The organism is Propioniciclava soli (assembly GCF_014858005.1).
GTDB lineage: Bacteria > Actinomycetota > Actinomycetes > Propionibacteriales > Propionibacteriaceae > Propioniciclava > Propioniciclava soli.
In genome coordinates, this window is sequence record NZ_JACYOT010000024.1 from 1 (window position 1) to 16,142 (window position 16,142).

Below are 16,142 nucleotides of genomic sequence, written 5' to 3' on the forward strand. Positions count from 1 at the left end.
GGACTGCGCCGGGGTCAGGCGCCGGCGGCGAAGCGCACGAAACGCTTGACGGTCACGCCGTTGTCCTTCAGGAGCTGGCCGACGGTCTTCTTGTCGTCGGACACCGACGGCTGCTCCACGAGGCAGACCTCCTTGTAGAAGCCGCCCAGGCGACCCTCCACGATGCGCCCGATGATGTTCTCGGGCTTGCCCTCCTCCTTGGCGGTCAGCTCGGCGACGTGGCGCTCCTTCTCCACGACGTCGGCCGGCACGGACTCCCGGTCGAGGTACTGCGGGCTCATCGCCGCGATCTGCATCGCGATGCCGCGCACGAACTCGCTCGTGCCGCCGGTGTACTCGATCATGACGCCGACCTGCGGGGGCAGGTCCTGGCTGCGGCGGTGGAGGTAGATCTCGGCCGGGGCCTCGAAGTGCGCCGCGTTGGCGAGCTCGAGCTTCTCCCCGATCTTCGCAGCGAGGGCGCCCACGGCGTCCTCGACGGTGGAGCCGGACGCGAGCGTGGCGGAGCGCGCCGCCTCCACCCCGTCGGCCTTGGCCGCCTCGACGGCCTCGACGATCTCCCCGGCCAGCGCGACGAACTCGTCGTTCTTGGCGACGAAGTCGGTCTCGGCGCCAAGCTGGATGAGCGAGGTGCCGGCTGCGGCCACGAGGCCGTTGCTGGCCTCGCGGTCAGAGCGACCGCTGACCTTGGCGGCGCCCTTCACGCGCAGGATCTCGGTGGCGGCCTCGAAGTCGCCCTCGGCCTCGGTGAGCGCCTTCTTGGCGTCCATCATTCCGGCGCCCGTGGCGTCGCGGAGCTTCTTGACGTCAGCAGCAGTGATAGCCATGTCTGTGCTTCCTTGTTCGCTGGTGGGCTGGATCAGTTGGTCTCGTCGGCGGACGCCGGCGCATCGGCCGACTCCGCGGACGCGGGCGACGCGGCGGACGCGTCGATCTCGGCCTGGACCTCGGAGGCGTCGCCGGACGCGCCGGCCACGGGGGCCTGCGCGGCCTCACCCTCGGCCGCAGCGTCCTCGAGCGCGGCGGTCTCGGCGACCGCGCCGTCGACCTCGTCGACGAGCTGGCTGCCCTGCAGGTCACTGCCCTCGACGGCCTCGGCCTCGGACGTGGTGGCCTGCACCTCGGCGGCGCCGAGGAGCTCACGCTCCCACTCGGCCATCGGCTCGGCCTCGGTGCCGCCGGCGGACTGGCCACCCTGACTGCGCGCCAAGAGGCCCTCGGCCACGGCGTCGGCGATGATGCGGGTCAGCAGGCCCACGGAACGGATCGCGTCGTCGTTGCCCGGGATGGCGTAGTCGACTTCGTCGGGGTCACAGTTGGTGTCGAGGATGCCCACGATCGGGATGCGCAGCTTGCGCGCCTCGTCGATCGCCAGGTGCTCCTTCTTGGTGTCGACGACCCAGATGGCCTGCGGCAGCTTGTGCATGTCGCGGATGCCGCCGAGGGTCTTCGCCAGCTTGTCCTTCTTACGCTCCTCCTGCAGGAGCTCCTTCTTGGTGAGGCCCGAGCCGGCGACGTCGGTGAAGTCGATCGCCTCGAGCTCCTTCATCTTCGCGGTGCGCTTGGAGATGGTGGCGTAGTTGGTCAGCATGCCGCCCAGCCAGCGCTGGTTGACGTAGGGCATGCCCACGCGGGTCGCCTGCTCGGCGATGGCCTCCTGGGCCTGCTTCTTGGTGCCGACGAACAGCACCTGACCGCCGCGGGCGACCGTGTCGCGCACGAAGGAGAAGGCCTGGTCGATGTAGGTCAGCGACTGCTGCAGGTCGATGATGTAGATGCCGTTGCGCTCGCCGAAGATGAAGCGCTTCATCTTGGGGTTCCAACGACGGGTCTGGTGCCCGAAGTGGACGCCGCTCTCGAGCAGCTGACGGGTGGTGACGACGGCCATGGCCGGGTCCTTTCCTCGCGGGCGCACGGGGGCGACCCGCATTCGGGTTCGTTGCGGGCCGAGCTCTTCGGCCCCCTGATGCGGACGCCGCGCCCCACCCACGCCTGGCGTGGGCACCCGGGGCGAGACCCGAACGAGGTTCGGTCTGACCGCATGCGAAGTCGACCCGGATCTGCCGAGTCGCTGCCGCCAGTCTAGTCCCGGGGCGATCGCGGGGGCAAAGCGGAGCTGACTACGGGTGACACCCGCGTCCTAATGTCTGGGCGTGACGAGGCTGAATCGGGGGTGGGCCAGGCGCGCAGCGGCCTGGTGCGTGGTGGCCCTGCTGGTGGCCCTGCCGGTGGTGGACGCCGCGGCCCCGCTGGCTGCCGCGGCGTCGCTCGGCCAGCTGCCGGTGCCGGGGGCGGTCGTGACGGGTTTCGATCTGCCCGAGGTGCGGTGGGGTGCCGGGCACCGCGGGGTGGATCTGGCGGGGACGCCGGGCGAGACGGTGGTCTCCCCCGCGGCCGGGACGGTGACGTTCGCCGGCGAGGTGGCGGGGCGGCACGTGGTGGTGGTGACGCACGACGACCGGCGCTCGACGTTGGAGCCGGTGACGGCGAGCGTGGCCGTGGGCACCCGGGTGGCCGCCGGCGATCCGGTGGGAGTGTTGGACGCCGGGCACGCCTGCCCGGCCGCGGCCTGCCTGCACTGGGGCTTGAAGCGCGGCGAGGAGTACCTCGACCCACTGATGCTCCTCGACGGGTCCACGGTGCGGTTGCTGCCCGCCGATGCCGCCGCGGGCGTGCGCGCCCGCGCGGCCGCACGTGAGGCGGCCGCCCTCGCGGCGGCCGTGGCGTCGGGGCTCGGCCCGGCTGGCGGTGCCGCGGCGTCCGGGGCGGCACCGCCGGGGTCGGGGGTGCTGGCGCTGCCGACCGCGGGGCGGCTGGGCTCGGTGTTCGGGCCGCGCTTCCACCCGATCTTCCACGAGTGGCGCATGCACAACGGCATCGACCTGTCGGCCGGGTGCGGGACGCCGCTGCTGGCCGCCGCGGACGGCGTCGTGAGCCACGTCGGCTTCGACGCCTCGGGTGGGTGGCGGCTGGTGATCGCCCACGGCCAGCTCGGCGGGGTGGACCTGCAGACGGTCTACCTGCACGCCCAGGGGTATCGCGTCCGGGTCGGGGAACGGGTGACCCGCGGCCAGTTCGTGGGCACGATGGGATCCACCGGGTGGTCGACCGGCTGTCACCTGCACTTCTCGGTCAAGGTCAACGGGCGTCACGCCGACCCGCAGCGGTGGCTGGGGTGAGGGGGGTGCGTGCGGCACGCGAGGGGCGCCTGGCCGGGCCGGCGCGGGGCGGGTGGGGCCTAGGCGCTGGGCCCGGGTCAGGCGCGGGGGTGCGCCTGGCGGAACGCGTCGCGGAGCCGCTCGTTGGTGACGTGGGTGTAGATCTGCGTGGTCCCGAGCGAGGCGTGGCCGAGCATCTCCTGGACGCTGCGCAGATCCGCACCGCCCTCGAGGAGGTGGGTGGCCATGGCGTGCCGCAGCCCGTGGGGGCCGAGATCGGGGGCGTCCGGCACGGCGGCCAGCGTGGCGTGGACGATGCGCCGCACGACGCGCGGGTCGATGCGCGCCCCCCGCTCGCCGACGAACACGCACTCCCCCGCCGCCGGCCCCGCGAGCAGGGGCCGGACCGCCAGCCACGCGGCGAGCGCCCGCTCGGCGGGCACGCCCAGCGGGGTGGTGCGTTCCTTGTCGCCCTTGCCCCGGACGCGCAGCAGGCGTCGGTCGGCGTCCCAGCCGCCGGTGTCGAGACCGCACAGTTCGGAGACGCGCAGCCCGCAGGAGTAGAGCACCTCGATGATCGCGGCGTCCCGGAGGGCCACGGCCTGCTCCCGAGGATCCTCGGCCGCCGCGATCCGGGCGGCGAGGTGTTCGAACACCCCGGCGGTCGCCCGTCGGTCGAGGGTGGGGGGCAGGTTCCGGTCCGCCCGCGGGGCGCGCAGGGCCGCAGCCGGGTCGTGGGGCACGCGCCCGGTGCCCACGGCCCAGGCGAAGAACACCCGGGCGGCCGTGGCCCGCCGCGCGACCGTCGTGCGCTCAGCGCCCCGACGGTGCAGGTCGGCCAGCCAGGCGCGCAGGTCGCGGTGGTCCACCAGCGCCCAGTCCGCGGTCCCCCGCCCGGCGAGGAAACCGGCGAGGTTCGCGAGGTCGCCCGCATAGGCGCGGCGGGTGTGGGCGGCGAGGTTACGCTCCCAGCGCAGGTGGGAGGCCCACGCATCGAGGGCGGGCGCCAGCCCCGCCTCGACGGCGTGCGCCGGGCTGGGATCCGCCTCGCGGGGATCCATCGTTGGCTCCACCTCGTCGGGCTCCATGCGGCCCAGCGTGCCAGAATGGAGCGGTTGCCCCCGGCCAGCGCGCGCCGGTGGAGCATGCAAACGCACGGGAGAGGAACCATGGCGATCGAAGAGCTGATGACCGGCGGCACGGTGCTGCGCGTCACCCGGTGGGGCGAAGCGGTCATGCACGCCGAGACGAAGCCGGTCACGGAGTTCGACGACGACCTGCGGAGCCTGGTGGCCGACATGTTCGCCACCATGCGCGCCGCCCAGGGCGTCGGGCTCGCCGCCACCCAGGTGGGTCGCGACCTCAGCCTGTTCGTGTACCAGTGCCCCGACGACGACGACGTCGTCCACCATGGCGCCATCTGCAACCCGGTCGTCACCACACCCACCGGCAAGGAACGCAGCCTGGATTCCACCGACGAGGGCTGCCTCTCCTACCCCGGGGGCTACCAGGCCCTGGCCCGCCCCGACGTGGCCACGTGCACCGGGGTCGATCCCTGGGGCGAGCCCGTCACCGTCCGAGGCACCGGCCTCCTGGCCCGTTGCCTGCAGCACGAGACGGACCACCTCAACGGCATCGTCTTCGGCGACCGGCTCTCCTCGCGCGCGTTCCGCAAGCTCACCGAGCAGAAGGACGCCGTGGCCCACCTCTACCCCGATGACTGGCCGGTGACGCCGAAGAAGAAGACCGCCGACGACTGATCGGCGGCCACCGTGCGGCAGTGCGGCGGCTCGGCCCGGGTCAGCGCAGCGCCCAGCAGGCCACGGCCGTGGCGGCGGCGACGTTGAGCGAGTCGACGCCGCGGCTCATGGGGATCGAGACGACGACGTCGGCCTGATCGATCCACCGCTGCGACAACCCGTCCCCCTCGGTGCCCACCACCAGCGCGAGGCGCTCGGGCACCCCCGCCGCCACGTAGGCGTCCAGGGGCACGGCGTCGGGGGTGAGCGCGAGCGCGACGACGGTGAACCCGGCCTCGCGCAGGGCCGGCAGGGCCGTCGCCCAGTCATTGACGCGCGCCCACGGCAGCGCGAACACCGTCCCCATGCTGACCTTGATCGCGCGGCGGTACAGCGGGTCGGCGGCGCGCGGGGCGAGCAGGACGCCGTCCCAGCCCAGGCCCGCCGCGCCGCGGATCAGCGCCCCGACGTTGGTGTGGTCGACGACGTCCTCGGCGACGACGAGGCGGCGGGCGTCGAGCAGGTCGGCCATGCGGGCCGGCGCCGCGCGGTGCAGGGAGGCCAGCGCCCCGCGGTGCACGTGGAAGCCGGTGACGGCCTCGGCCACCGCCTCGGTGACGACGTAGACGGGCACGTCGGGCCGGGCCTCCCACAGGTCCGCCAACCCGGGCAGCCACCGCTCGGCGAGCAGGAACGAGCGCGGACGATGGCCGGCCTCGACCGCCCGGCGGATCACCTTCTCCCCCTCGGCGATGAACAGCCCGCGCTCGGACTCCAGCGAGCGTCGCAGCGCCGTGTCGCGCAGCGCGACGTAGTCCCCCAGCCGCGGGTCGGACGCGTCGGCGACCTCGATCAGCACCGGGTCACCACGTGACGCGGACGCCCTCGCGCCAGCGTGTGAGCCAGGCCGGATCGGAGCACGCCAGCTCCTCACCGCGGTTCCACAGCCCGAGGTAGAGCCCGCGGGCCTCACCGGTGACGGTGGTCGCGTCCGTGGCCACGACGCCCAGGTCGGGCAGCTCGGCGACACGCGAGGTCTCCGTCCCCTCCGCCGAGGCCTCCACCAGCCAGCCGGCGTCCACGTCCGACGGCGTGACCAGCACCTCGTCGGGCTCCGCCGGGGTCAGCTCGTACCGCGGCCGGGGCAGGAAACCGGTGAGCAACTCGTCCAGCCCGTCCGCGGCGAACGCCGCCGAGAACCACACCTCACCGGCCTGCGGGGAGCGCCCCAGCCGGGCGGCCATGGCGTCCACGGCGTGGATCGTGGTCTCGTGGGCCATGCGGCGCGCCCACGCCAGCCGCAGCGGCGGGGCGTCCGGAAGGAAGAAGTCGCCCGACAGCTCCTCCGGCGCGGACGCCAGCGCGTTCAGCAGGTCGACCAGGCCGTCGTCGAACCAATCGAGCAGATCGTCGGACGCGGCCGCCTCGGCCTCGACGTCGGCGTCTGGCCGCTCCCCCTCACCGCGGATCCGCCCCGCCGCCCACCGGTGCACGAGGCCGACGTGGGTGACCAGGTCGGTGACAACCCAGCCGGGGCACGTCGGCACGGACGCGCCCAGCCCCGCGCTGGCAGCATTGCCGCGCAGCACCGCCCCCGCCTCACCGAGGGCCTCGCCGTACGCACTCCATTCCAGCACTGTGACCACGTCCGGACTCTAGCAATCGCGCCACTAGGGTGTCCGCGTGGCCCCACGCGCAAAGATCCGGCTCGATCCGTTCCTGATGGCGATCATCGCCGCCGCGGCGATCGCGTCCGTGCTGCCGGCGCGAGGCATCGGTGAGCCGATCCTCGACTGGGCCACGCGCATCGCGATCTTCTGCCTGTTCTTCCTCTACGGCGTCCGCCTCAAGCCCGCCGAGGCACTGGCGGGGCTGCGGCACTGGCGGCTACACCTGACGATCCTCGCCTGCACGTTCGTGCTGTTTCCCCTGCTGGGGTTCGCGCTCGGCTTCGTGCCCGGCGCGGTGTTGCCCGCCGCCCTGCTGCCCGGGCTCGTCTACACCACGCTGTGCCCCTCCACCGTGCAGAGCTCCATCAACTTCACCTCGATCGCCCGCGGCAACGTCGCGGGCGCCATCGTGAGCGCGTCGGCGTCCAACCTGCTGGGGGTCGTCGTCACCCCGTTGCTGGCCATTGCGCTGATGAACACCACCGGACAGGCGTCCGTCGGGTACGGCTCGATCGTGAATCTCATGGCGCAGATTCTGCTGCCGTTCATCCTGGGGCAGCTCTCGCGGCGGTGGACGGCCGACTTCGTGGCGCGCCACAGGAAGCTCAAGCTCTTCGATCAGGGCTCGATCGTGCTGGTCGTCTACGCGGCGTTCTCCGAGGGCGTCCGCGAGGGCATCTGGGGCATGGTGTCGGTCGTCGACATCCTGATCCTCATTGGCTTCTGTCTTGCCATCCTCGCGCTGATGCTCTGGTTCACCTGGTGGCTCGCCCACCGGCTCGGGTTCAACCGTGAGGATGCGATCGCCATCCAGATGTGCGGCACCAAGAAGTCACTCGCGACGGGCCTGCCGATGGCCACCGTGCTCTTCGCGGGCCAGCCCATCGGGCTCATCATGCTGCCGCTCATGGTGTTCCACCAGGCGCAGCTCATGGCGTGCTCGTGGCTCGCCTCCCGCTACGCCCAGGATCCGGACGCCGCCGCGGCGCCCGCGTGACGCCCGGGTCGCTCAGCCCGCGACCGTCCTGAACCCGGCGTTGCCCATGGAGGAGTCCGGGGTGTTCTGGGAGCGGGCGGCGTTGCGGTAGCGATTGCAGTACGACGCGTGGCACAGGTAGCTGCCGCCCCGCAGCACGCGCGCCGCTCCCGTGGCCGGGCCCTGCGGCGAACGCGCGGGGGCGTCGGTATAGGCCGTCGGCGAGAACCAGTCCGCGCACCACTCCCAGACGTTGCCGACCATCTGCCACAGCCCGTACCCGTTGGGTTCGAACGTGCGGACGGGCGCGGTGGTCAGCCAGCCGTCCTCGCCGGTGTTGTGCCGGGGAAACGTGCCCTGCCAGATGTTCGCGCGCCAGCCGCCGGCGTCCACCGCGTCGTCACCCCAGGGGTACGTGGCGGACGCGAGGCCGCCCCGGGCCGCGTACTCCCACTCCGCCTCGGTCGGCAGGCGCCGCCCCGCCCAGGCGCAGTAGGCGACCGCGTCGTTCCAGCTCACGTGCACCACCGGGTGGTCGGCCAGATCGTCGATCGTGGAGTCGCGCCCGCCGGGGTGGCGCCAGTCCGCGCCACGGACGCCCCACCACCACGGGGTCCCTGCGGCCGGGCCCATGACGTCCACGCGGGGTGCGGTCACGGCGAGGTGGAACACCGCGGAGAACCCGAAGGTCTCCGCCTCGGTGCGGTGGCCCGTGTCCGCGATGAACGCCGCGAACGCCGCGTTGGTCACCGACGTCTCGTCGATCCAGAACGAATCGAGGCTCACCTCGTGGCGCGGCACCTCCCCGTCGCCCGGGTTGCGGTCTCCGGAGGAGTCACCCCGCGTGTACGTCCCTGCCGGGATCCGCGCCTGGGGAATGGGGTGCCGATCGGCTCCCGACCCGGGCAGCCACGATCCGTCGTCCGGGACGGTGTCGGGGCCGGGCTCCCGCCCCGGCGGCCCACAGGGGCACGACGGTCCGGTCATCGGCGCACCGCCACGGCGACGCCATCCCAGCCCTTCGGCCCGACCGTCTGCAGGGCGGTGGCGTCCCAGCGTGGGTCGGACGCCAGCGTCGCGAGCGCCTGCCGCGCGCCGGCCGCGTCGGGATCGGACGCCGCCTCGTCGTCCGCGATCCGGCCCCCGCGCACGACGTTGTCGATGACGACCACCGCGCCCGGCCGGGTGAGGGCCGCTGCCCGGTCGAGGTAGAGGGGCAGGGGGGCCTTGTCGGCGTCGAGGAGGACGAGGTCGAAGGGCTCGGTGGCGCGCTCGACCAGAAGGGCCGAGGTGCTCGCCGCCGGGCCACACAGAATGTCGACCCACGCCGAGACCCCGGCCGCCTCGAGGTGCCGTCGGGCCACGGCGGCGTTGCGCCGCTCCAGCTCCAGGGAGACGACGCGTCCGCCCGGCCCCACGGCCCGGGCCAGCCAGATCGTCGAATACCCGGCCAGGGTGCCGAACTCGAGCACCCGGCGCGCCCCACGCACCGTGGCGAGCAGGTGCAGCAGCTTGCCCAGCGTCGGGGAGACCTCGATGCCCGGGGTCGTGACCTCGGTCGCCGTCCGGGCGGCGACGAGGGCGTCATCCTCGGCGACGAGCGCCGTCAGCAGCCCCTCGACCGCACCGATCCGGGTCGCGTCCATGGCCCCATGGTCGCACAGGGCGACCATCGGGCCGGGATCCGTCAGGAGAGCACCGGCGCCCACTCCGGGCCGGTCTGGCCCAGCTTCTCGTCCAGCTTGGCGAAGATCGGCGTCGGCTTGGCCAGCGGCGTCCCGGCCGTGATCGGGCGCGACTCCCACCGGGCCAGCTCGTCGGCGTAGTCACCCATGAGCGCCGGGTAGCTGGGGCCGCCCTCCTCGTCCAGCGTGACGATGCGCGGCTGGGCCGCCCACACGCCCGAGCCCCCGAGGGCCTCGAACACCTTCTGCGCCGCGTGCGGCATGAACGGCGTCAGCAGCGTGTTGGCGTCGCTGACGACCTGGAGCGCCACGTGCAGGATGGTGTCGCGGCGGGCGGGGTCGTCCTTCTTCTTCCACGGCTCGTTGTCCGACAGGTACTTGTTGGCCAGCGACACGATGCGCATCGCCTCGGTGATGGCCTGCTTGAAGCGGGCCCGCTCCAGCAGCTCCCCCACCGTCGTGAACGCCTCCTGGGACGCCGCCAGGAGCGCCTCGTCGGCCTCGGTCAGATCCGTGGCCTCGGGGATCGCGCCGACGTTCTTGTGCGCCATCGACACCGAGCGGTTCACGAGATTGCCCCACTCGTTGGCCAGCTCGAAGTTCACGCGGCGAACGAACTCATCCCACGTGAAGTCGGTGTCCTGGTTCTCGGGGCCCGCCACGGCGATGTAGTAGCGCAGGGCGTCCGGCCCGAAGTCGGCCAGGAAGTCGCGCACGTAGATCACGTGGCCCCGCGAGGACGCGAGCTTGGAGCCCGACATGGTGAGGAACTCCGAGCTGACGATCTCGGTCGGCAGGTCGAGGCGTCCGAACGCGCTCGGCTCGCCGCCGCGCGAGCCGTCACCGTTCGCACCGGTCAGGATGCCGGGCCAGATCACGGTGTGGAACGTGATGTTGTCCTTGCCCATGAAGTAGAAGGAGCGGGCATCGTCGTTCTGCCACCACTCCCGCCATGCGTCCGGACGCCCGACGCGCCGCGCCCACTCCACCGACGCCGAGAAGTAGCCGATCACCGCGTCGAACCACACGTAGATCCGCTTCATCGTCTCGTTCTCCCACGCGGGGAGCGGGATCGGGACGCCCCAGTCGAGGTCGCGCGTGATGGCGCGGGGCTTGAGCTCCTTGGCGAACTCGCGGCTGAACCGGATGACGTTGGGACGCCAGTCGTCGCGCGTCTCCAGCCACTGCTGCAGGGCGTCGGCCAGGGCCGGCAGGTCGAGGAAGAAGTGCTCGGTCTCGACGAACTCGGGCACCTCGCCGTTGATGCGGCTGCGGGGGTTGATGAGGTCGATCGGGTCGAGCTGGCGGCCGCAGTTGTCGCACTGGTCGCCGCGGGCGCCGTCGAAGCCGCAGATCGGGCACGTGCCCTCGATGTAGCGGTCGGCCAGGGTGCGCCCGGTGGAGGGCGACAGCGCCCCCATCTGGCGCTCGGCGACGACGTAGCCGTTGCGGTGCAACGTCGTGAAGAGTTCCTGGACCACGGCGCGGTGGTTCAGCGTGGTCGTCCGCGTGTAGAGGTCGTAGCTGAGGCCGAGCGCCTGCAGGTCCTCGACGATGACCTGGTGGTACTTGTCGGCGGTCTCGCGCGCGGTGAGCCCCTCCGAATCGGCCTTCACCTGGATCGCCGTGCCGTGCTCGTCGGTCCCCGACACCATGAGGACGTCCGAACCCACCATGCGCTGGTAGCGGGAGAAGACGTCCGCGGGCACGGCGAAGCCGGACACGTGCCCGATGTGGCGCGGCCCGTTGGCGTACGGCCAGGCCGCGCAGGTGAGGATCCGAGAAGTCATGCGCCTCATCCTAGGGCAGCCGCCCCGGCCGACCGGCGGCGCTGCGCCCCGCGGATCGCCTGTCGGGTCAGCCCTCCGAGGCGGCCGCGTAGCCGGGCTCGATGACGTCGGCGACGAGTCGTTCGCGCTCCGGATGGGGCAGGAAGCCGGCGCGCGCGGCGTCCACCGTGAACCGGCGCAGGTCGGCCAGGTCATAGCCGAAGGCGTCCACCAGAAGGCCCATCTCGCGGCTGGGCGACGTGCGGCTCATGAGCCGGTTGTCGCAGTTGACGGTGACGACGAACCCGAGGCGCTCCAGCAGGCCGAAGGGATGCTCGGCGACCGTCGCGCACACGCCGGTCTGCAGATTGGACGTGGGGCTCAGCTCGAGCGGGATGCGCCGGTCGCGTACCCAGGTCGCCACCGGGCCGAGGGACCAGCCGTCGCCGTCGGGCGCGATGTCCTCCACCAGCCGGGCCCCGTGCCCCAGCCGCAGGGCGCGCTCGGCGATGGCCCCGGCGATGGACGCCACCCCCGCGGCCTCGCCGGCGTGGATGGTCACCGGCACGAGATGGTCGGCGAGGTACGCGAACGTCTCGTGGTGGCCGCCGGCCGGGAAGCCGTCCTCGGGGCCGGCCAGGTCGAAGCCGACGACGAGGTCGTCCGCCCCGAAGCGGGCCAGGTCGGCCACCTCGCGGCTCGGCGGGGTGTGGCGCAGCGAGGTGACGAGCTGGCGGGCGACCATCGGCGTGCCGGACGCCGCGGCGTCCGCCATGCCCGCGCGCAGGCCGGCGCCGACGGCCGCGACGGCTTGGCGCAGGGTGAGCCCCCCGGCCGTGTGCTGCTCCGGCGCCCACCGCGCCTCGCCGTAGACAACGCCGTCGGCCGCCAGGTCAACCACCCACTCGCGGGCGACGCGTTCGAGGTGCGCGGCGGTCTGCATCACGGCGATCGTGTGCACGAACGTCTCGAGGTACTCCACGAGCGTGCCCGACTCCGCCGAGGCGTAGAACCACGTGGCCAGGGCGTCCGGGTCATCGGCCGGAAGGGGATGGCCGATCTCCTGGGCGATCTCGAACACGGTCGATGCGCGCAGGCCCCCGTCGAGATGGTCGTGCAGCACGACCTTGGGCAGGGCGGCGATGGTCTCAGGGCTCAGGCTCACGGTGATCTCCGGCTCGAAGTCAGGTGGGCTGACCATCTTCTCACGGGCGCGGGTGGCGAGGCCGTGTCGACAACCCATGCACAAGCACGCCTTGTCGACGAGAAATCGCCCGTGGGTGTCGACAACCCATGCACCAGCACGCGTTGTCGACGCATCTCGGCCGGACGGTGTCAGCATGGGGGCACAGACGTCCGCGGGGCCACAACGACCACTTCCACCCCGGGTTGCTGCAGCGGCTGCCGGAGCCGTGTGTCGCCTCGCCGTCGACGTCGGCTGCGGTCAGGGTTTGCAGGGGTCAGGGTTTGCAGGGGTCAGGGTCTGCAGGGGTCAGGGTCTGCAGGGACTGCACCGACCGCACCGACTGGTCGAACGTCACGCGTGGCACCGGGCGGCCGTACGGCACATCAGGGAGCAGCCGCCCGCACCCCGTCGGCGTCGACGTCGTAGGTCACCCCACCGAGCCTCAGCCCGCGCAGGCGGGCCGTCGGGTCGAAGTACTCCAGCACCGGGTTGGCGGTGACGGCCCCGTCGGGGTGGGCGTGCACGCCGAAGAGCGACTCGATCACCAGCTCGCACCAGGCCCCGGCGGACGAACACGCCCAGTCGATGAGGTAGGGCCACTGGCCGGGGGCCTTCCGGGCGCCGCCCTCGATCGGCTCGACGACCTCCTCGACGAAGTGCGCCTGGCCGGGTGGGCCCTGGCGTGTCGTCCGCGCCAATCCGGGCAGCCACGCGGCGACCGCGTCGGCCCCACCGAGCTGGATTGCGGCGCGGGCCGAGTCGGCCGGCCACGCCGGGTAGGCGCCGTTCCACTGGTGGTCGGGCCGCACGGAGAAGCCGGCGTTGGCGTCGCAGGCCGAGAGCGCCCTCATCCACGACGGCGTCCGCAGGTGATCCACGAAGAACCGAACCATCTCGGCACGGGTCTCCCCGGGCAGGTCTTGGGGGATCGTCGTGCCGACGGTGGAGAAGTCGTAACAGTGCCTGACCGGCACCAGTGTGCCGTCCGGGTGACGGGCGTTGAAGAAGCCCTCGCCCGGCCGGTAGAGCTTCAGGATCTCGGGCACGAGTTCGTCGGCCAGCCGCTCCAGCTCGTCGGCCCCGCCGGGTTGCCCCTGACGGCGGCTCAACGCCGCGGCGGTGCGCATGCACCACACGTTGGCGGCGTTGAGCGAGGCCACCTCATGCACATAGGTGGAGACGCACTCCAGCAGATTGTCGATCTCGCCGTAATCGGCCAGGGGTGATCCCACCCGCTTGTCCTGCCAGGCCAGCGCCCATTCGCGGACGTGGTCGCCCACGGTCCTCCCACCGTCGACCGGTTCGTCCAGGAACCCGGCGTCACCGGTGACGGTGACGTAGTCGGTGACCAGCCGCACCATCGCGTACTGGTTGACGGAGTACCAGTTGCCGGCCGGCCCACCGGTCAACCACTCGGTGCCGAAATGTTCGTTGATGTCGAGCCCGATCCAGTGCAGGATCTGCTCGCGCATCTCCTCCGGGTCGTTCAGCGCGTGGACGAGTGAGGAGAGCGAATAGTCCCAGATGAACGTGGTCGTCTGCCAGTAGCGCGGCATGAGCGTGTCGTAGTGGCGCGACCGGACGCCGGCCGGGTTCTCGCGGCGGAACCACAGCACGCCCATGGCGCCCCACCAGTACAGCTGGCGGAGCGCGTCGTTCGACGTCTCGAGCAGCGGCAGCGCCCCCGAGGTGACGTCACCACCAGGGGTGAAGAGGTCGGCGAGCTCGCGGTTCCACATCTCCTCGGACGCCGCGATGGCCCCGTCCACGTCCGCCGCCAGGGCGTCGAAGGAGGACGCCACGTCGTGGCCCTCGTCACCGACCACCACGATGAACGCGCCCACCCACGTCTCCCCCGCCCCCAGCACGGCCCTGACCGCGACGATGCGGTCGTCGTCCGAGGCGTCGACACCGGTCCCCGACGCGTCGACCAGCCCCTGCAGCGCGGTGACCTGGGCTGTCGGTTCGAGCGACCCGTGGAAGGCCATTCCCTTCGGGGGCGACGCCGGCCTGGCCCGGCGACGTGCCCCGTCGCGCTCCTGCACGGTGTACCCCCGCGGCGGTTCGGCGCGCCGCCAGGGCACGCTCTTGACCACTTGCGCGTCGACCCAGGCGCCCAGCTCGAGCTCACGCTCCCCACCCTCGTTGGTCACCTCGATGCGCACCACCGCGCCCGGAGCGCCGGGGGGGCAGGACGGTGACCGTCTCGATCCGCCAGTTCTCGATGACCGTTGCTCGCGTGACCCGGTCGGGCCGCCAGGTGTGCTCCACCGGCTGGCCGAAGCTCTCGGCGAGTCGGCCGCCCACGTACAACCGCCCGGTCACACACTCCCCCTGCGACACGGGGGGGACGTTGAGCGAGCTGATCGCCAGCACGTCGTGGCCGACCTGGGCGACGGCCACGTGGTTGGTGAGCCCGAAAGGGTTCAGCATGTCGTCGAATCGGTCGACCACGGTGGCGCTGACGAAGTCGTCGACGATGGGTACCGGCATGGGCTTCTCCTAGTACTGGCCGAGGGCGAGGCCCTGGGTGAAGTAGCGCTGCGTGCACAGGAACAACACGAGCGTCGGCAGGGACACGAGCAGTCCGCCCGCGAGCACCACCGGCATCGTCGAGCCGCCGTAGGTCGACTGCAGCGCCGCGAGGGTCGTCATGACGGGCCTGACATCGGCGTCCTGTGAGAGCGAGAGGCCCAACAGGAGGTCGTTCCAGATGAACGTCGCCTGGAGGATAAAGACGGCGAACAGCGCAGACTTGGACATCGGGAGATAGATCCGGAAGAAGGTCTGGAACGCATTGGCCCCGTCGAGGGCCGCCGCCTCGTAGACGTGCTGCGCGATGCCCGAGAAGAAGTTGCGCAGCACGAAGGCCGAGAACGGCACCGAGATGACCGTGTAGATGAGCACCATGCCGAACCGGGTGTCGAAGATGCCCACGGTCACATAGCCCATGAACAGCGGCATCAGCACCATCTGGATGGGGAACACGGTCGCGGAGAAGATGATGACGAACCACATGAAGGCCCGCCTCACCTTGAGAACGACCAGGGCGAAGCCCGCCATGGCGCCGATGATGACGGCGATGATCGGCGACACGACCGCGTAGATCAGCGTCGACAGTAGGCCTTGCGCGATGCGGCCCCGGTCGAGAGCGGTCGCGAAGTTCTCGACGATCCCGCCCAGCCCGTCGGGGATCCACACGGTCGCGTTGCCGTAGTTGGCCGACAGCTTGGCGGCGTTGATCAGCATGAGGTAGATCGGGATCAGCCACAACACGCCAAGGACGACGAGAATGGCCTTGCGGACGAGTTGCATGTCAGAACTCCCTCGCCGGCGCCAGCTGACGCCGCAGGTAGAGCAGTGATGCGCCGACCGTGACCACGGTCAGCAGGAGGGCCACCGCCGCCCCCAGGCCGTAGTCGTTGAGCATGAAGCTCTGTTTGTACATGGTGATCGCGAGGGTCTCCGAGACGCGCCCGGGGCCGCCCTGGGTCATGCCCCAGACGATGTCAAACGTCTTCAACGAGCCGACGATGCTGAGGCCCACCACGACCGTGGTCATCGGCGCCAGCATCGGCCACGTGATGTTCTTGAACAGTGACCACCCGGTCGCGCCGTCCACCTTGGCCGCTTCGATCGGCTCGGTCGGTATGGACTGGAGACCCACCCCGAAGAGCAGCGCGTTGACACCGGCCCCCTGCCAGGTGGCTGCGGCGATCATCACGAACGTGTTGAGCGGCCAGTCGAGCAACCAGCGCGAGTCGGCGAACGGCAGGTGCAGGAACTCCATGGCCTGCGTGAGTGCCCCGTTGGTCTGCAGGATGAACGAGAAGATGACGCCGACCGCGATGCCCGAAATCGCGTACGGCAGCAGGAACGGCAGCCGGTACCAGAACGAGCCCTTGAGCCCGTGGGCCAACACGGCTCATCACAGTTGAGGGTGTAGCGGCGAGGTGAGG

16 protein-coding genes are annotated in these 16,142 nt (G+C 71.7%); 3 read left to right on the forward strand and 13 right to left on the reverse strand.

Annotation, left to right across the window (positions count from 1 at the left end; all coding sequences use genetic code 11):
* Positions 1 to 14 precede the first annotated feature (14 nt).
* Positions 15 to 827: a translation elongation factor Ts gene (gene tsf, locus IFY26_RS16770; RefSeq protein WP_232550154.1), complete on the reverse strand. Its 813-nt coding sequence runs from the start codon at positions 825 to 827 to the stop codon at positions 15 to 17.
* Positions 828 to 859: 32 nt separating this feature from the next.
* On the reverse strand, positions 860 to 1,888 hold the full coding sequence (gene rpsB, locus IFY26_RS16775; protein ID WP_232550155.1) for a 30S ribosomal protein S2: 1,029 nt from the start codon (positions 1,886 to 1,888) through the stop codon (positions 860 to 862).
* Positions 1,889 to 2,153: 265 nt separating this feature from the next.
* Here rpsB and IFY26_RS16780 point away from each other — a divergent pair, with 265 nt between their 5' ends.
* A complete protein-coding gene (locus IFY26_RS16780; protein ID WP_232550156.1) occupies positions 2,154 to 3,179 on the forward strand; it encodes a peptidoglycan DD-metalloendopeptidase family protein in 1,026 nt (341 codons plus the stop codon).
* Between the two features lie 77 nt (positions 3,180 to 3,256).
* On the opposite strand, the gene IFY26_RS16785 is transcribed toward IFY26_RS16780, so the two are convergent.
* Entirely contained in the window at positions 3,257 to 4,219 is a 963-nt protein-coding gene (locus IFY26_RS16785; protein ID WP_463366326.1) for a tyrosine recombinase XerC, read from the reverse strand.
* 108 nt (positions 4,220 to 4,327) lie between these two features.
* Between IFY26_RS16785 and def the strand changes: the two genes are divergently transcribed.
* Entirely contained in the window at positions 4,328 to 4,918 is a 591-nt protein-coding gene (gene def, locus IFY26_RS16790; protein ID WP_232550158.1) for a peptide deformylase, read from the forward strand.
* 40 nt (positions 4,919 to 4,958) lie between these two features.
* Here def and IFY26_RS16795 read toward each other — a convergent pair whose 3' ends face one another.
* Positions 4,959 to 5,756: a TrmH family RNA methyltransferase gene (locus IFY26_RS16795; protein ID WP_232550159.1), complete on the reverse strand. Its 798-nt coding sequence runs from the start codon at positions 5,754 to 5,756 to the stop codon at positions 4,959 to 4,961.
* 4 nt (positions 5,757 to 5,760) lie between these two features.
* Entirely contained in the window at positions 5,761 to 6,543 is a 783-nt protein-coding gene (locus tag IFY26_RS16800) for a maleylpyruvate isomerase N-terminal domain-containing protein (protein ID WP_232550160.1), read from the reverse strand.
* A 76-nt stretch (positions 6,544 to 6,619) separates the two neighbouring features.
* On the opposite strand from IFY26_RS16800, the gene IFY26_RS16805 reads away from it, so the two are divergent.
* A complete protein-coding gene (locus IFY26_RS16805; protein WP_232550169.1) occupies positions 6,620 to 7,564 on the forward strand; it encodes a bile acid:sodium symporter family protein in 945 nt (314 codons plus the stop codon).
* Between the two features lie 12 nt (positions 7,565 to 7,576).
* On the opposite strand, the gene IFY26_RS16810 is transcribed toward IFY26_RS16805, so the two are convergent.
* The 8 genes from IFY26_RS16810 to IFY26_RS16845 form a co-directional block, all read right to left on the reverse strand.
* Positions 7,577 to 8,530 carry a formylglycine-generating enzyme family protein gene (locus IFY26_RS16810; RefSeq protein ID WP_232550161.1) on the reverse strand — a complete coding sequence of 318 codons (954 nt, stop codon included), beginning with the start codon at positions 8,528 to 8,530 and terminating at the stop codon, positions 7,577 to 7,579.
* Positions 8,527 to 9,189 (reverse strand): O-methyltransferase, encoded by a 663-nt coding sequence (locus IFY26_RS16815; protein WP_232550162.1) that lies wholly within the window; start codon positions 9,187 to 9,189, stop codon positions 8,527 to 8,529. The genes IFY26_RS16810 and IFY26_RS16815 overlap by 4 nt, the downstream gene beginning before the upstream one ends.
* A gap of 41 nt (positions 9,190 to 9,230) precedes the next feature.
* The gene (gene metG, locus IFY26_RS16820) at positions 9,231 to 11,018 is read right to left on the reverse strand and encodes a methionine--tRNA ligase (RefSeq protein ID WP_232550163.1); all 1,788 of its coding nucleotides are present in this window, start codon (positions 11,016 to 11,018) and stop codon (positions 9,231 to 9,233) included.
* A 67-nt stretch (positions 11,019 to 11,085) separates the two neighbouring features.
* Positions 11,086 to 12,240, reverse strand: coding sequence for an adenosine deaminase (locus IFY26_RS16825; protein WP_232550164.1), 1,155 nt, complete (start codon positions 12,238 to 12,240; stop codon positions 11,086 to 11,088).
* Positions 12,241 to 12,566: 326 nt separating this feature from the next.
* A complete protein-coding gene (locus IFY26_RS16830) occupies positions 12,567 to 14,348 on the reverse strand; it encodes a glucosidase family protein (RefSeq protein ID WP_232550165.1) in 1,782 nt (593 codons plus the stop codon).
* A complete protein-coding gene (locus tag IFY26_RS16835) occupies positions 14,311 to 14,676 on the reverse strand; it encodes a hypothetical protein (RefSeq protein ID WP_232550166.1) in 366 nt (121 codons plus the stop codon). Before IFY26_RS16835 ends, IFY26_RS16830 begins: the two co-directional genes overlap by 38 nt.
* A gap of 9 nt (positions 14,677 to 14,685) precedes the next feature.
* Positions 14,686 to 15,498: a carbohydrate ABC transporter permease gene (locus IFY26_RS16840; protein ID WP_232550167.1), complete on the reverse strand. Its 813-nt coding sequence runs from the start codon at positions 15,496 to 15,498 to the stop codon at positions 14,686 to 14,688.
* A 1-nt stretch (position 15,499) separates the two neighbouring features.
* The gene (locus tag IFY26_RS16845; RefSeq protein ID WP_232550168.1) at positions 15,500 to 16,105 is read right to left on the reverse strand and encodes a carbohydrate ABC transporter permease; all 606 of its coding nucleotides are present in this window, start codon (positions 16,103 to 16,105) and stop codon (positions 15,500 to 15,502) included.
* Positions 16,106 to 16,142: the final 37 nt, after the last annotated feature.

What these genes read in the sequence shown, in the direction of transcription:
- metG (WP_232550163.1), bottom strand. Translation starts at nt 11,018, where the DNA reads ATGACTTCTCGGATCCTCACCTGCGCGGCCTGGCCGTACGCCAACGGG.
- tsf (WP_232550154.1), bottom strand. Translation starts at nt 827, where the DNA reads ATGGCTATCACTGCTGCTGACGTCAAGAAGCTCCGCGACGCCACGGGC.
- IFY26_RS16840 (WP_232550167.1), bottom strand. Translation starts at nt 15,498, where the DNA reads ATGCAACTCGTCCGCAAGGCCATTCTCGTCGTCCTTGGCGTGTTGTGG.
- IFY26_RS16835 (WP_232550166.1), bottom strand. Translation starts at nt 14,676, where the DNA reads ATGCCGGTACCCATCGTCGACGACTTCGTCAGCGCCACCGTGGTCGAC.
- IFY26_RS16810 (WP_232550161.1), bottom strand. Translation starts at nt 8,530, where the DNA reads ATGACCGGACCGTCGTGCCCCTGTGGGCCGCCGGGGCGGGAGCCCGGC.
- IFY26_RS16785 (WP_463366326.1), bottom strand. Translation starts at nt 4,219, where the DNA reads ATGGATCCCCGCGAGGCGGATCCCAGCCCGGCGCACGCCGTCGAGGCG.
- IFY26_RS16825 (WP_232550164.1), bottom strand. Translation starts at nt 12,240, where the DNA reads ATGGGTTGTCGACACGGCCTCGCCACCCGCGCCCGTGAGAAGATGGTC.
- IFY26_RS16815 (WP_232550162.1), bottom strand. Translation starts at nt 9,189, where the DNA reads ATGGACGCGACCCGGATCGGTGCGGTCGAGGGGCTGCTGACGGCGCTC.
- def (WP_232550158.1), top strand. Translation starts at nt 4,328, where the DNA reads ATGGCGATCGAAGAGCTGATGACCGGCGGCACGGTGCTGCGCGTCACC.
- IFY26_RS16805 (WP_232550169.1), top strand. Translation starts at nt 6,620, where the DNA reads ATGGCGATCATCGCCGCCGCGGCGATCGCGTCCGTGCTGCCGGCGCGA.
- rpsB (WP_232550155.1), bottom strand. Translation starts at nt 1,888, where the DNA reads ATGGCCGTCGTCACCACCCGTCAGCTGCTCGAGAGCGGCGTCCACTTC.